Genomic DNA, 13,522 nt, shown 5'->3' on the forward strand with positions numbered 1-13,522 from the left:
CGTTCACGTACCGAACGTACTCCTGTTAGTTTAAGTCAAAGAGAACCATGAATGCTCATCCGATCCATAATCCCGCACGTTTTGAACGGAGTTCTGTGTGTCGCCGTTTTCGTTTCCGGCGGAACACAGATCGCGCGCGGCGCTCCCCTGTCGCTGCCCTCGACCCCTTATCGATATACGGTTCTGGATCAGGAGCTTTCTGCCGCGCTGCAGGAATTCGGCAACAACCTCAATATTAAAGTCACCATCAGCGCCGAGGTGAAGGGTCGGATTCGCGGGCACATGCCTGACCTGCCACCGCGCGAGTTCCTTGATCATCTGACTCAAGTCTACAATCTTCAATGGTATTACGATGGGCTCGTGCTTTACGTCTCTACCGCAAAGGAAGCGCAAACTCGTCTGCTTCTGCTAACTTCAATCAGCTGCGACGCGCTCAAGGCAACCCTCGATGCGCTCGCCATTTCCGACGAACGCTACATCATGAGATCGGCTCCGGGAAGTGGCCTAGTCCTTGCGTCCGGTCCACCGCGCTTCATCGCACTCGTGGATCAGACGCTCAATGGTCTTGTGGCGGAGGCGCAGGCGCGACCTCGCTCCGTCGAGATGCCGTCTCGGGAATCTGTGCTGATGTTATATCGCGGCGCCTCCGCGACGATCGTTCGGGAGGCGAACTGAAGGCCCGTACTCTTCAGACCTGCCGCGTCGGGAGGGTACCTTGCCTGCGCAAGGGCCGGGCCCAAGATGATACCGCTCAATCAGCCGTTACGCGGGGTGTGCAAGGAGGCTGGACCGATCGTCTGATCAGACGCCGCACAAGCGGGGCGAGACGAACGTGTCGTAAATCGGCTCCAGAACACGAGAATTGTCGCTGCGCGACCTTGTCCACCAGTATCGGGATATCCGGTGGTAGTGTGCGGGAGGTTCTGCAAAAGCTAGCGGCTGAAGCCGTCATAGTAAATCCGGTGCTTGCGAAGATCACCGCCCCTAGCGGAGCAAGCGATCGGGTGTGCGGCAAGCGGCTCAAGGTGATGATCCCGACCTTGCTGCCGGCGCTGGAGCAACATGGTAGATTGCAGCTTGGCCAACCGGACCGTGATCGTGTTCTGGTCATCAGCGCCGCAACCATCGATCGCCTACTCGTCGATGTGAAGATCGCGGCGAGCGGCGGCAGGCGGCGCCGTGCCGGATTTTATTCGGCAATCCGGCGCGAGGTCCCGATCCGCACCTTCAATGACTGGAACAGCCCGCCGCCCGGTTTCTGCGAAGTTGATATGGTCGCCCATGGCGGCACGTCGGTGGCTGGCTCGTTCATCCAGACCTTGACGATGGTCGATGTCGCCACGGGCTGGACGGAGTGCCTGCCGTTGGTGACGCGGGAAGGCTCGCTCGTCGTTGAGGCGATCAATCGAGCACAGAGCCTCTTCCCTTGGCTCTTGCGCGGGGTGGACTTCGACAACGGCAGCGCCTTCATGAACGATGTCGTTGTGCCATGGTGTCGCGAACAGAAGCTCGAAGTCACACGCTCGCGCGCCTACAAGAAGAACGATCAGGCGTTCGTCGAGCAGAAGAATGGTGCCGTCGTCCGTCGCCTGATGGGCTACGGCCGCTTCGATGGCGTCGAGACGGCCCGTGTGATGGGCCGCCTCTATGCGGCGGCACGGCTCTACGTCAACTTCTTCCAGCCGTCGTTCAAGCTGAAGGAGAAGCGCCGCGAAGGGGCTAAAGTGATCAAACGCTATCATCTCCCATCAACGCCCTATGAGCGTGCATTGGCGCATCCCAAGGTGACCGCGGCCGTGAAGAAGCGGCTGCGCGATCAGTATCGCTCGCTCGATCCCGTCGCGCTGTTGGCCGAGATTCGCGCGACCCAGGACGAACTCGGCAATCGCGTCGATCGTCGTGCCGGACAGGTGCGCCGCCTGCAATCCGCCAGCACGAGCACCGCGCCAGCCACCACAGCCACTTTTGCGAAGACGCTCGGCAAGACGACGACGTCCGGCGAGTCACGTGCCACACACCGGCGCACCCGTCGGCCCTATAAAACCAGGGTTCGCATGCCGTCCAAGCTCGACCCGCATATTGCTGCGATCGAGGGCTGGCTCGGTACGCAACCGCAGTTAACTGCACTCGCCATCGTCGACCGGCTGAGGGAGAAACACCCCGAGGAGTTCGGGACGAGACAGCATTCGATCGTGCAGCGTCTGCTGAGGGCGCTTAGACGGAAGATGGCCGAGCAGTTGTTCGCGAAGGAGCCGCTTGCGGACGCTACGACTGCTGCCCCATTGCCCGGGGTTGTGGACGGCTCGGGCTATGTAGGGCCCGACCCGCCCACAGCCCCTCTCATCGAGCAAGCCGGACAAGCCACTTGGCGCGGCCGATCAGTCGAGGTCGCATCGACCAGTGCAATGGCGCCATCAGGGTAACATTCGCTGATGCGGCAATACGGGGGGTCCACTCCAATGCCGAACGCCACCCGTGTCAGCCACGACGGGCTCGTGTGGATCAGTGGGAACTATTACAGCATACCCGACCATACGCGGCGCAGTGTCGAGGTGCAGCAATTGCCCGATGTAATCCCATTCTCGATCAAGCGCAATCGTTGCCGTCCATCCCGTTCTAGAGAAGGCCGCCGGCGAACTCGCGTCGCGCCCGAGCATCGACAGGCGGTCAACCGGTCTAGGTCGCGACCAGGCGTATCCGAAGCCCTCGTCGATCGGGCCGGCGATCACATGCCAAGGCGGTCGCTGGGTGTTACCGAGGTGTCGCAAGCGCCTCCCCCAATCGGAAGGCCGGCCATAACCATCCACGCGCAGCCGGCAGCGATCGACAGCGTCAAGAAAGGCCTAGTCGCACTCAACATGCCAGGTGCGCTCAGAATGACACCACGCTGCGGCGGATTGAAAGAGGGTGAGGTCACCTGGATTGAGGCGCTCGAAACGCTTATCGAGGAGCTGACCGTGCGCGACAGTCGCGGTGTCAGCACCGCGGTGAGAATGTCTCGCCTGACCACGGTCAAAAAGGCTCGCTGGCTTCGACTTCGCATTCCAGCTCGATCGCAATCGCATTCTGGCGCTTGCCCAATTGAAATTCATCTGCTTGCGACACCGGCAAGAGCGATCTCACGACGGCACTCGCGGTCGAGGCCGTGAAGGCGGGAAAGAGCGTCGCGTTCGCCACGATCGCGGACATTGTGACGACCACCGTGCGCGAGCACCTGCGGTTCCTCGCCCGCGCCTCCCTCCTCGTCGTCGACGAAATCGGTTACCTCCCGGTCGCCCCTGGCGGCGGCAATCTGTTCTTCCAGTTGGAAGACGCTCGCTATGACAAGGGCGCGATGATCCTCAATTCAAACTGGCCACAGCAGTGCTTGATGGACTGCTTCCCCACGCAATTGTTATCACATCGAGGGATCGAGCTATCGGCTCCGCCAGCACGCCGCTCTCGTCCCGGAAAACGTCCGCTCGCCAACCCGCCGCAGCCCAAGCGCCGCGGCCGCCCGCCTGGAAGGACCAATGACCTAGCGGCTGATCCCCGAAGCACAATCGCCGTCACCCAGGGAAATCTGGACATTCTCACGGAAAGTTCGCTGCCCGTTGACAGAGGTCCATGATCGCCACCAGGTACAACAGCCATCTGCAGTCGAAACGTAAGTGATGTCGGCGAGCCAGATCCGGTTCGCTGCTGCGGCCCTAAAGTTGCGATCGATGAGGTTTGGCGCGATCGGCAGGCCATGACGGCTGTCGGGAACGCGGTGCGGCCTGGCCATCATGGCGCCGATGCCTTGCCGATGCATTAGGCATTCGATCCCGCCACGGCTGGCGCCAGGTCCCTGTGCCCGCAGCGCAGCATAGACCCGTGGGTTGCCGTCCCCGAGCGCCGCTGTCCTGATGAGATATCAGTCGAGAGCGCAGCATTGGTCGTCGTGCGTGCTCTGTCCGGACGCTCGCGCCAGGCGTGATAGCCGGCCGGCGAGACCTCGAGCAAGAGACAACAGAACCAATACGTCCGCTACTATTAGCTATGCCCGGGTCACTTGTGTAGGGCGGCAGCGCCAGCGCAGCGGGCGGGTGCTTGCATTGCGCGATATCGTGCACCGATCGTTGCGGACAACGTGATTTGGTCCGCGCAATCGGAATAGCTGCGCTGACGCGATTGCTTGTACTGCGGTTGTGGCTCACGAAGCGTCCCACGTTCTCAAGTTAACGCATTTAGTCTTGAGCGCATATAGGTCGCAGGTCCAGGCAGACGTTGACGAGCAATCAATGCGAGGCGCTTTCGCATCGACACGCAAGACCGATCCGCTGCATTGATCTTCCGAGCTTTTTTGCTTCAACGCGTCGCGCAAAGCTCCTGGTTAGGAGTCCGGCCGATCGCGCACTCAATGCGTTCGCGCATAGCTGGATCGATATCTTTGGCGCCGAGCAACTTTGGCGCCGGCCGCTCTTGCATTTGAAGAGCTGGTCTATCCCAGCTAGCGCAACTGCAGAGCCCCAGAGTGGCGAAGAGAGCCGAGCACGAAAGCAGACAAAATGAACCCAAGCGCCACCGCGCTGCCTTACGAGGTGAATTCATGCGGTCCTTCTTAAATTGACTGCTGTGCCTGTGAATCGGGCGCAAGGAGCGTGTTGCTGAGTTCCTCGGACGGGGCGTCGTCGTCCTTTGCAGCTGCGAGTGTAATGGATCCAACAGGCTGGATTGTGAAGTCCGAGGCAAGGTCCTGATAGGATAGAACAGCAAGATCGATCCCATTACGGGTGAGAAAGCCGCGGACAAAGCGTCGAATATCCATCGAAGCAAGGATAACCGGCTTGATCTGCGCCCGAACTACGTTCGAATGGATGTGACGCATTTTTGAGAGCAGCGCCTCGCTTTGCCCGTCGCTCAAAACCAAGTAGGGTCCTTTGGCAGTCTCTCGAACCGCGCTGCGCACGATATCCTCGGTTTGACGCTCGATGATAAAGACCGGCACGACGCGGTGTGCGTTGGCATACCGGTGGCAGATTTGCCGTCTCAGACCGGAGCGAACATGTTCCGTGAGCAAGACGACGTTTTGTTCACGTCCGCTCCATTCGGCCAATGCCTCCAAGACCAGCCGTGTGTTCCGGATCGGAATACCCTCCTCCAGGAGGCGCCGCAAGACGTCGGCTACTTTAGGGACCGGCGTCGTACGCAACACCTCCTTGACCAGATCGGAATATTCGGTCTCCATGCGGGCCAGCAACTGGCGCGTCTCCTGGATACCCACCAAGCACTGTGCATAGCGGGTCAACGCCGAATGGACGCGCAAGGCCAGGATTTCAATGGGACGGTGGTGCCCGATACCGGCTGCTTTGAGAGCCGGTGCATTGCTCTGTTCAATCCAGATTTGATCCGTCTCCCGGTCATGCCGAAACGGGATGCCACTCAATTCAATGTTGGCCGGATCGTCGTGGAGTGCGAGCTGGGTTGGATCAATTAACTCCTGCTCGACGGGCACGCCCTCGACATCCACCCTGTACTGCAGGTCTGGCAAGCGCTCGTCGACCTCGATGGGGATGCGCGGAATTGTGATGCCGAGATCAGACGAGATCAGTCCCGAAACGCGTGCAATGTGCTGTTGCAATTCTTCTTTGTCGATCGCCCGTGTCAGACTTGACGCAAGGAACAACGCGATGGGAAGCGCCTCCGCAGGCACGATTTCCTTGTTAGACTCTGTGGGAGCCGGGCGAGAGACATCAGCGCTTTTCTTGCCGCTTTGGGTCCCACCGTCGGCAAAGCTCGCTGCCGCAAAGACTGCAGCCAAGACGAGAAAGACAGGGAGCGGAAAACCCGGAATAGCCCCCATTACAACGAGGACGCAGGCAGACAGCCGCAATGCGTGCGAGTTTGCTGTGAGCTGGTTAACGATGTCGGTCCCAAGATTGAGCCTTACGACCCCATTTACACGAGTGATGATTGTCGCAGCTGTAATCGAGAGCAGCAGCGAGGGAATTTGTGAGATTAACGCATCACCTATGGTCAGCAGGGTATATTGATGCAGCGCCGCCTGGAAAGACATGCCCTTGGAGAGCAGGCCGATCGTGATCCCGCCCAGCATGTTGACGCAGATAACCACCAATCCTGCGATGGCGTCGCCCTTCACGAATTTCATGGCGCCATCCATAGCCCCGTAAAGCTGGCTTTCTTTCTCCAATGTAGCGCGCCGGCTGCGGGCTTCGTTCTGATCGATATGGCCATTGCGCAATTCCGCATCGATTCCCATCTGCTTGCCTGGCAGAGCATCGAGCGTGAACCGCGCCGCCACCTCCGCCACGCGTTCAGCCCCCTTGGCCACGACGATGAACTGCACCATGGTCACGACTAAAAATATGACAATACCAACGACGATATTCCCCGATATGACGAAATCACCGAACGTGCGAATGATGCTGCCCGCATCCCCCTCAGCCAAGATCAGCCGCGTCGTTGATACGGTGAGCGCCAGACGGAATACCGTGGAAATCAGAATGACGCCTGGCAAGGACGAGAAATCAAGTGGAGTGCTAATATAGAGAGCGACCATCAGCAGCAATATGGCGAAGCCCAGATTGAAGCCGACGAGCGTATCGATCGCCACTATCGGGATCGGCATGATCATCATGCCGACCGTCAGAAGCAGCATCAACGCGACCATCAAATCGGAGCTGGCCGACGCGCGCGCAATGATCTTACGCAGGACGCTGGTCATGGGGACCTTCCGATCGTTGATTGATCAGGCCAGTGCCGTCACGCAACGAGACATAGCGTTGGAAAGCGGCGAGCGCCTCGTCTATGAGGCCGGCCCGCCGCAGGGCGTGGCTACGCAACAGCATCAAAGAGATACGCGCCGAGGGTTCGTCATCAAGTGTGTTCAGCCTATCTATGACCTGCAACGCCTCACCTCCGAGACCTTCCAAGATGAGGGCATAGGCGAGAATCCGTAATAGATCGACATCTCGCGAGTCCTTGCCGACGATGAGTCGTAAGAGAGCCACGCATTCTGCGCTCTGCCCACATGCAAGGTGAAGATAGGAAAGTGTACAGAGCAAATCGCGCTCCTGCCCGGAACTCAGTGAGTCGTTATCGGATTTGGAAACGTTGGTCGTCCGTTGCGCTCCATCGGAGTTGAACATTGTTAGGCTTCGATCAAGCTATTCCGATTCCGGCGGAGCAGCGCTAGCCAGTGCAGTCCCTGCCGTAGGACGACGATACCGCCCCCAGCTATCGGATCCGCAGGCGCGGCCGCCAGCTTATGGACGAGACCTTCCAGAACAATGCTATACCGCTCCGCCCGCAGCATGTCCGGATGACGAAGGCTTGGCGTGACGAAGGAGAGTAGATCGTGCGCGATATCGCGCCCGTAGAGCGATGCCATCCCAGCGCGTTGCTCGAGCTCATAAATGCGAGTGCGCATCTCGTTGAGACTGACACGCCCGACTGCATCAATACCTTTGGCCTCCGATGCGGCTTCGATCGCTAGATCCAGCGGCATATAGCGCGTGTTCAGCTCGCCCCAGATCGACGCCAGCTCCTTCTCGCCGTTTGCACGAGCACCGTCCGCCTCACCTTTATTGGGTTGGATGGTCGGCCCTATCACTGGTTGATGATGGTGCTCGCTGAGTCTCTGCGAAGCAGTGCCAGGCCCGACATCGTAGCGGGACACCTTTGACATGACGATCTCCTTATCCTTCCTTCGGGCCCGGAAACCCTAATACGGAACGGCAACAACGCGGCCATTGCGGCTTAGCAGCACACGCCCATCCTCGATTCGAGTGACCGCCCATCCGTCGGCCAAGAGAGCGCCGACGAAATACTTCTGCCCACCGACAAGGAGATAGGGCTGGGGTCCGCGCGAAACAGCTTCGATCGCGATTGAGGATGGCTGCTTTTCCTCCTTGACGATCACTCCGTTCACCAGTGTCACCGCACCGTATGTACGACCATCGAACCATTGCTGGAGCTCCTGCCATTTCGCAACGGTTGCAGGCGTGACTTTTCCCTCAGCGCTAACAAAACCCGGCCCCGAACCAACCCTGATATCGAGCAGGCCCGCCTTATCAATTTCCTGTTTCAGCACTTCGGCCGCAGCCTGAGCTCGCCGATCGTCAGGCCGGTTCATACCCAGCTTGGGTACAAGCTCTGCGGCAGGCGGAGCAATGCCGGTCGGTGCACTTCCGCTGGCTTTGAAGAAAATCGTCGAGAGACTGCCTACGCCAAGAAAGCTGAGGAGCACGAGGGCGAGAGCTGAGATCCAAACGCGCGAGAGGCTGATCGACCGAGCCTCAATCGCATTCTGCATCGACCAGCGAATAGACATGGCGCCCGCACGAATGACGGCGGGAAGAAAAAGAACAACACGCTCACCTGCGGCGATATCCCCTTCGCCCTCTGGGGTGCTTACGGTCGCAAGAGCCTCAAGCTCGATTGAATTGCCAACGAGGGTGATACGTAGGTGATGCGGCTCAAGCCCTTGTTCGACGAAAACCATATCCGCGTCGAGGCCGCTACCGATAAGACTCGTTCCGACAGCCGCCTTCCCGCTTAGCCCAGCATAAGGTCCCGACAGTACCTCGAAATGTAAGGAGGCGGCCTCATTCACGGACAATTCTCCGAACTATGAGGAGCACGGCAGGGCGATTGGTCGCACGACTCATTCCTAGGCCGCACCACTCACATCACCCCGACGACGGGAACGGCGGGGCGAGATTCGCCCCGCCTTTCACCGTTATCCGTTGACGCGCTCGCTGGCCGCCTTCCTCTCACTCGAGAGCTCGGTCGTCAGTGCACGCAACTTTATGTCCTGCACCATGGCCTGCTGGTTAACCGCCTTCAATTCGTCGATCAGTTTCTCGAAAGTACCCGTCCCACCAACGTTATCGGTCGCCGAGTTACCGACGCCGGGACCCGCGGACTTGGTATCAGTCTTGTTATCAGTCTTGCTAGCATTCTTGCTATCATGGGAGTCGTGGACACCACCAGTAGAAGGGCTAGTAGAGCTTGTTTTGGTCATATCGCTTCACCTTCCATTTTTTTGCTGCCATCAATGGCAACACTCCACTGACGTCGAAGAACCGGCGTCAGGTATCCTCTTCTGTTTCAGCTATAGCTTCGCGAAGATTTGACATGTTTCGCTCCATCGCCTGCATCGCGACGTTGGCAAGAACCGAACCGAAAGCCGATTCGAACTTCTGACGATCAGCTACCGACTGCGAGCTGCCACTGTCAGAATTGGTATGGATCACGCCTTCGATTGCCCCGGCCATCTGGTGCCCCTCACTTCAGTTCCGCCAAAACGGTGGTATCACCACCGAGCGATTCACATTGCTCACGCTACTGGGATTAGCTGTCGAGAAGCTGACGAGAATGAGAACAACCTCACTATCGTCAAGTGAACCCAGCTGAGAGCGCGCATTCGCAGGTACATGCCGCGACTGCCACCGCGCGAATTTCTCGGCCCCACTTTCAATCTCTACATAATGCCGACGAGCGCCAGATCGCGGCGCCGGCCCAACGCACCTCATCACATCGCTCGATCAGCAATGGTGTGATGGCAAGTCGGAGGCAAAACCGTGCGCAGTTAAAAATGCTACCGCGGGAATCGGTGGTGATGTTGTTTCGTGGCCCCACAGCGATCGTCACTCGGGACTGACGACCGCAGGCACCTGCTTTGCGAAAGCGTCAGAGCAGCGTCGTGCCTGCACATGCTCTGAGCCGGAGATGAGTTTCATGAGCACGATGACGCCTCTCCGGGATGTTAAGACGACCGACACTGGCTCGTCCTGCTCCGTCTAAAAGTCGTCAGCTTCTCGAAAGCTCGCCCCCTTAACGTGAAAGCCTCGATCTTACGATGTCGATGCCAAGTATTTACCGCAATGGAATGGAAATGAACCTAATGCAGCTCAACAGCGTTTCGCTGCCCGCCAGTGCAGATCCAGCTCTGTTCGGGCTTGTCCCGGGGGCTTCGTCGGCCTTGGAATCATCCGCGCAGACCCCCGGCCAGATTCGGGAAGGCGAACCTTCGATGTTCGAGGCGATCTTGTCCATCTGCTCGCGGGAAGAGAAATCCGACGTTCCCTCCACGCCACCGGATCTGCTGCAATCAGAACGACAGATCCCGCAGGATTCGCTGGACCAGTTGTCAGCGCACTCGAAGGCGGCGATCGAGGCGGTGATGAAGGATCCGGTTTTTTCTTCCTCGGTCGATTCCTCCTCGGTCGACACCCCTGGTGCAGACGCATCGTCGACGGCTGCTCCATCGCCTGACGTACCGAGCACTCCGGTGCCAAGCTCTAGGATCACGTGGAACGGCGGCACGCTCACCAATGCCGAGTTGCAGATCGTGGCAGTGCTGAACCGGCATAAGGACCAATGCCCACTCAGCTGGGACTCGCTGGCAGCCAAGGCCAGCGATCCGTCGACGCCCCCGGATCTGAAGGAGGCGATCGAAGGATTGCGACGCGATCCAGAGCTCTTCTATGCGATTGGCTCCCAAGGGGACGGCCGCTGCGGCGGCAAGATCAAGGCCAAGGATCTGTCAGAGTTTTCCGCCAGCCATTCGCAGGTTGCTACATTCCAGGAGCAGCAAGCGCAAAGCTACGAGCAGAACTATATTCCATCCGACGGCACCTCGAATGGACAAGCATCGGTCATGACGTTGAATGATGCATTGCGCGAGCTTTACAAGTATTCTGACTACCTGCCCAAGAATTTGAGCCTGGACGATTTCAAGCGGATCGTCGACGGCAAAGCCGACACTGGTAAGTGTCCGCCTCAGCTGATCGCGGCGGCTCAACACTTCCTCGAGCACCCGGACGCCTGGGAGCAGTTGTGCGGTGGTGCGACTGATAAAATCCACAAGGAAGACTTCTTGCAAGTCGCCTCCTCGTCGATGAATTCCACGCAAAGCGAGCTGAACACGCTCGACACGATCAACAAGAATCAGAACGCCTTCTTCGGGGACGGTGACCTGACACGACACAAGTTGGCGAGTATGGTCGAGGACAAGACTCTCGACCCGAAGATACGAGAAGCGGCATCGCAACTGCTCTCGGACCCGATCTTGTTCCGTTTGCTAAACAATTCGATTACGGGCTACAAGACCCATCAGGAGTTCTTCGATTTAGGCGGCGGGCATACGGTCGACTCCGGTAATATCAGCAACAACGACTTCAGGCACTTCTATAGCAACATGTCACCTGCGAACCATACCGTTCAGCAGATCAAGACCCATGTCCCCAAGACCGCCGCTGAACAAAATGCAGTCACAGACATGTTGATGGGGGTATCCGACCAACCCGATGTCGCGTCTCCGAAGAAGAATGGCGGGGTCCTCATGCATGCGGTCGATGACGTAGCCAAGGTGGGCTCGAAGGTGCTCGACTGGGAGGCCACGGCAGTAGGCCTGCTCGGCGTCATTCCGGGACTGGGCGAGTTGGCCGATGGCATATCGATGGTGCTCGAGCTCGAGTCGCAAGCATTGAGCCTTCTGCATACGGGCATTAGCGGAGGTGATATGAAACAGGCTCTGAAAGAGGTTGGCCTTAATCTTGCGGGGCAGGCCATTAGCTTTGTTGCTGGGCCCGAGGTCAAATTCGCGCTGCGCGAGGGCCTCGCAAAGGAGATGCTCGAACAGACCGTGCAGTTCGGCCTCGATACGGCGATCTCGAAAGTGCAGTCCTATGCCGAGGACCATTTGGACGACCTGAAGGCACGCCTTACCGAGCCCATGCAGGCCGCAGGCGTTCCGAGTTAGGTCGCTACGCCGCCGTCGTCTCAGAAGGTGGCCTGAAAGGCCAGTTGCGGGTAAAGGTGCGATTCGTATCTACCTTTTCAGGGACGGACGCTTGCAACTTCTGCGCCGCTCGACAGTACGGCCTCGAGAAAGTCGGTATGTGCCACGTCATCAGGGCGAAGCCGCCGCTCGGCAAGCGGCGGAAGAACGCGCGCTGCACTCGAGGCGCACCCCACGCGCGATGAAAGTCGCCTGTAAAAGCCGCCGAGCGCGGTGTCTGTACGGCCCACGGTTACGGCAGCAAGGCGCAGAATTGCCGCCGCCCTACCGCCGGATCCGCGCGTTCGGGACGAGAGCATTCTGCCGCCGGAGACCTTGTCGTTCGGCGCCAGTCCCAGCCAGGAGGTAAAATCCTTTGCACTTCGCCACGAGGAGAGGTCGTCGCCCCATTCAGCGATCAGCTTCAGCGAGAGGTAAGGACCGAGGCCGTCGAGCGTGGTGATGTCCTTTCCGAGCAACGGAACAGCGCCACGCGGACGTTCGTAAGCTAGAGCGTTCGCCTGATCGGTTCGATTCCGACGCGCCTTCAACACGGCTTCGATCCGGGGCGTCGCAGACAGATGCTTTCTCGTGGTAGGCGTCCTAAAGCGCAAGTGCCTGCTCGAGCGCAAACAGACGCTCGGCGCGATAGCTTCCGGTGAGCGCGTTCACGATCGTCTCCGCGCTAGCGTGGCAACTGTAATGGGCGCAAGCACGCCAGCGCCTCAGGATCGCGCGGATGAGGCGCAGCCGGTGGCGCCGGTGATCTCGGCGAGATCTGGTGGAGTTGAAGATTATCTCCGTCAAGGCCTTGTGCATATGCTTGATGTGGGAGGCCGCGTACCCAATCAGACGCTCGCGCTGGCGCACGTAGGCTCGCAGCTCCGCAATCTGTCCTTTGGGCCGAAAGCTGGCTCGCGACAGCCCAAACGAATGGAGCCGCTGCAGCCACTGCGCATCGGTGATATCGGGCTGCCTCGAGCATCGGCACCACTTCTGACTCAAAACACATCGGCCAACCGGTCCGGCCGGCGACGGCCGCGCCACCCTTCTTCTGCGATGGTAGGCGGGGTTGTTCTGGGTCCGATACGCGGTTGACGGACTAAACGACGCCTTGGCGGCGGCCACTGGCGGGCTGACGGTACTTCGTGTAGAGCCTTCTGTCGTTGCCGCCCGTGATGCAAGAAGTTTCTGACCCGTTCGGCGTGTGGACGATGCGCTCTTCTGTCAGGCCTTCCTTTACGGCGTCCTCAGAAGCCGCTGGCCGGTACGGTGATCCGCGGATCAAGTCCAATTCTCATCTCCGAGCACCTCGGCTCTTCAGCTCTAACTGGTTTTCCTGATCCAGATCTGTTCGATCGTTCCGCCCATTAGGGTCGTCCCCTTCTCACACCCTTCACCAACGTCAGGCTATTTCGTGCTGCATTCGTCATGATGCCGTCACTGCCTGCGCTGGGTTCCGATAATCCACCTTCCGGGTGGCCATGGCCCAAATCGTCCCAGCCATCTTGGCCGCGAAGGCGATCGCCACGAGCAGTGCGCGGCTTCCGCGAGAGCGCTTCGGCGAGCACAAGAGCTGCGTTTGCGCTCAGGTAATCTACCACTTCGCCGGCGGCCAGACCGTCGTCCGCCACTGATCCAGCAGAGCTGGCTCGAGACCGGAAGACGAGCCGCGGGCGTGGTAGTCGATGGCTCAGCTCCGGCTGCCTGTCTTCTCGACTCGGCTTCGGAAGGCGGAGCTTCCATGAGTTCGAG

Annotated in this window: 12 protein-coding genes and 1 pseudogene; 5 read left to right on the top strand and 8 right to left on the bottom strand. The window is 59.2% G+C overall.

Annotated features, from left to right (window positions below; translation table 11 throughout):
- The first annotated feature begins 51 nt into the window (after positions 1-51).
- The 4 genes and pseudogenes from IVB07_RS30740 (at position 52) to IVB07_RS40595 (ending at position 3,610) form a co-directional block, all read left to right on the top strand.
- Positions 52-745, top strand: a pseudogene (locus IVB07_RS30740) (nodulation protein NolW).
- Between the two features lie 217 nt (positions 746-962).
- Positions 963-2,423 carry a DDE-type integrase/transposase/recombinase gene (locus IVB07_RS30745; protein ID WP_247766827.1) on the top strand — a complete coding sequence of 487 codons (1,461 nt, stop codon included), beginning with the start codon at positions 963-965 and terminating at the stop codon, positions 2,421-2,423.
- Between the two features lie 36 nt (positions 2,424-2,459).
- The gene (locus IVB07_RS40590) at positions 2,460-3,149 is read left to right on the top strand and encodes a hypothetical protein (protein WP_275975607.1); all 690 of its coding nucleotides are present in this window, start codon (positions 2,460-2,462) and stop codon (positions 3,147-3,149) included.
- Positions 3,146-3,610: an ATP-binding protein gene (locus tag IVB07_RS40595; RefSeq protein ID WP_276578203.1), complete on the top strand. Its 465-nt coding sequence runs from the start codon at positions 3,146-3,148 to the stop codon at positions 3,608-3,610. Before IVB07_RS40590 ends, IVB07_RS40595 begins: the two co-directional genes overlap by 4 nt.
- A 972-nt stretch (positions 3,611-4,582) precedes the next feature.
- On the opposite strand, the gene sctV is transcribed toward IVB07_RS40595, so the two are convergent.
- From sctV to IVB07_RS30780, 6 genes are all read right to left on the bottom strand, one after another.
- Positions 4,583-6,706 (bottom strand): type III secretion system export apparatus subunit SctV, encoded by a 2,124-nt coding sequence (gene sctV, locus IVB07_RS30755; protein ID WP_018458376.1) that lies wholly within the window; start codon positions 6,704-6,706, stop codon positions 4,583-4,585.
- Positions 6,687-7,130 (bottom strand): hypothetical protein, encoded by a 444-nt coding sequence (locus tag IVB07_RS30760; RefSeq protein ID WP_018458377.1) that lies wholly within the window; start codon positions 7,128-7,130, stop codon positions 6,687-6,689. The genes sctV and IVB07_RS30760 overlap by 20 nt, the downstream gene beginning before the upstream one ends.
- A 2-nt stretch (positions 7,131-7,132) precedes the next feature.
- Positions 7,133-7,669, bottom strand: coding sequence for a hypothetical protein (locus IVB07_RS30765; protein WP_018458378.1), 537 nt, complete (start codon positions 7,667-7,669; stop codon positions 7,133-7,135).
- Positions 7,670-7,705: 36 nt separating this feature from the next.
- Positions 7,706-8,596 carry a hypothetical protein gene (locus IVB07_RS30770; RefSeq protein WP_018458379.1) on the bottom strand — a complete coding sequence of 297 codons (891 nt, stop codon included), beginning with the start codon at positions 8,594-8,596 and terminating at the stop codon, positions 7,706-7,708.
- Positions 8,597-8,722: 126 nt separating this feature from the next.
- On the bottom strand, positions 8,723-9,007 hold the full coding sequence (locus tag IVB07_RS30775) for a hypothetical protein (protein WP_018458380.1): 285 nt from the start codon (positions 9,005-9,007) through the stop codon (positions 8,723-8,725).
- 67 nt (positions 9,008-9,074) lie between these two features.
- Positions 9,075-9,260: a hypothetical protein gene (locus IVB07_RS30780; protein WP_247363765.1), complete on the bottom strand. Its 186-nt coding sequence runs from the start codon at positions 9,258-9,260 to the stop codon at positions 9,075-9,077.
- A 629-nt stretch (positions 9,261-9,889) separates the two neighbouring features.
- On the opposite strand from IVB07_RS30780, the gene IVB07_RS30785 reads away from it, so the two are divergent.
- Positions 9,890-11,749 (top strand): HrpF/NolX family T3SS translocon protein, encoded by a 1,860-nt coding sequence (locus tag IVB07_RS30785; protein WP_275975608.1) that lies wholly within the window; start codon positions 9,890-9,892, stop codon positions 11,747-11,749.
- 77 nt (positions 11,750-11,826) lie between these two features.
- On the opposite strand, the gene IVB07_RS30790 is transcribed toward IVB07_RS30785, so the two are convergent.
- Both IVB07_RS30790 and IVB07_RS30795 read right to left on the bottom strand, forming a co-directional pair.
- Positions 11,827-12,246 carry an IS110 family transposase gene (locus IVB07_RS30790; RefSeq protein ID WP_247335457.1) on the bottom strand — a complete coding sequence of 140 codons (420 nt, stop codon included), beginning with the start codon at positions 12,244-12,246 and terminating at the stop codon, positions 11,827-11,829.
- Positions 12,247-12,370: 124 nt separating this feature from the next.
- Positions 12,371-12,637, bottom strand: coding sequence for a hypothetical protein (locus IVB07_RS30795; protein ID WP_247335458.1), 267 nt, complete (start codon positions 12,635-12,637; stop codon positions 12,371-12,373).
- Positions 12,638-13,522 lie beyond the last annotated feature (885 nt).

The sequence above is a fragment of the Bradyrhizobium sp. 172 genome, assembly GCF_023101065.1.
In the GTDB taxonomy this organism is placed as follows: Bacteria; Pseudomonadota; Alphaproteobacteria; order Rhizobiales; family Xanthobacteraceae; genus Bradyrhizobium; species Bradyrhizobium canariense_D.

What these genes read in the sequence shown, in the direction of transcription:
- IVB07_RS40590 (WP_275975607.1), top strand. Translation starts at nt 2,460, where the DNA reads ATGCCGAACGCCACCCGTGTCAGCCACGACGGGCTCGTGTGGATCAGT.
- sctV (WP_018458376.1), bottom strand. Translation starts at nt 6,706, where the DNA reads ATGACCAGCGTCCTGCGTAAGATCATTGCGCGCGCGTCGGCCAGCTCC.
- IVB07_RS30760 (WP_018458377.1), bottom strand. Translation starts at nt 7,130, where the DNA reads ATGTTCAACTCCGATGGAGCGCAACGGACGACCAACGTTTCCAAATCC.
- IVB07_RS30765 (WP_018458378.1), bottom strand. Translation starts at nt 7,669, where the DNA reads ATGTCAAAGGTGTCCCGCTACGATGTCGGGCCTGGCACTGCTTCGCAG.
- IVB07_RS30775 (WP_018458380.1), bottom strand. Translation starts at nt 9,007, where the DNA reads ATGACCAAAACAAGCTCTACTAGCCCTTCTACTGGTGGTGTCCACGAC.
- IVB07_RS30780 (WP_247363765.1), bottom strand. Translation starts at nt 9,260, where the DNA reads ATGGCCGGGGCAATCGAAGGCGTGATCCATACCAATTCTGACAGTGGC.
- IVB07_RS30785 (WP_275975608.1), top strand. Translation starts at nt 9,890, where the DNA reads ATGCAGCTCAACAGCGTTTCGCTGCCCGCCAGTGCAGATCCAGCTCTG.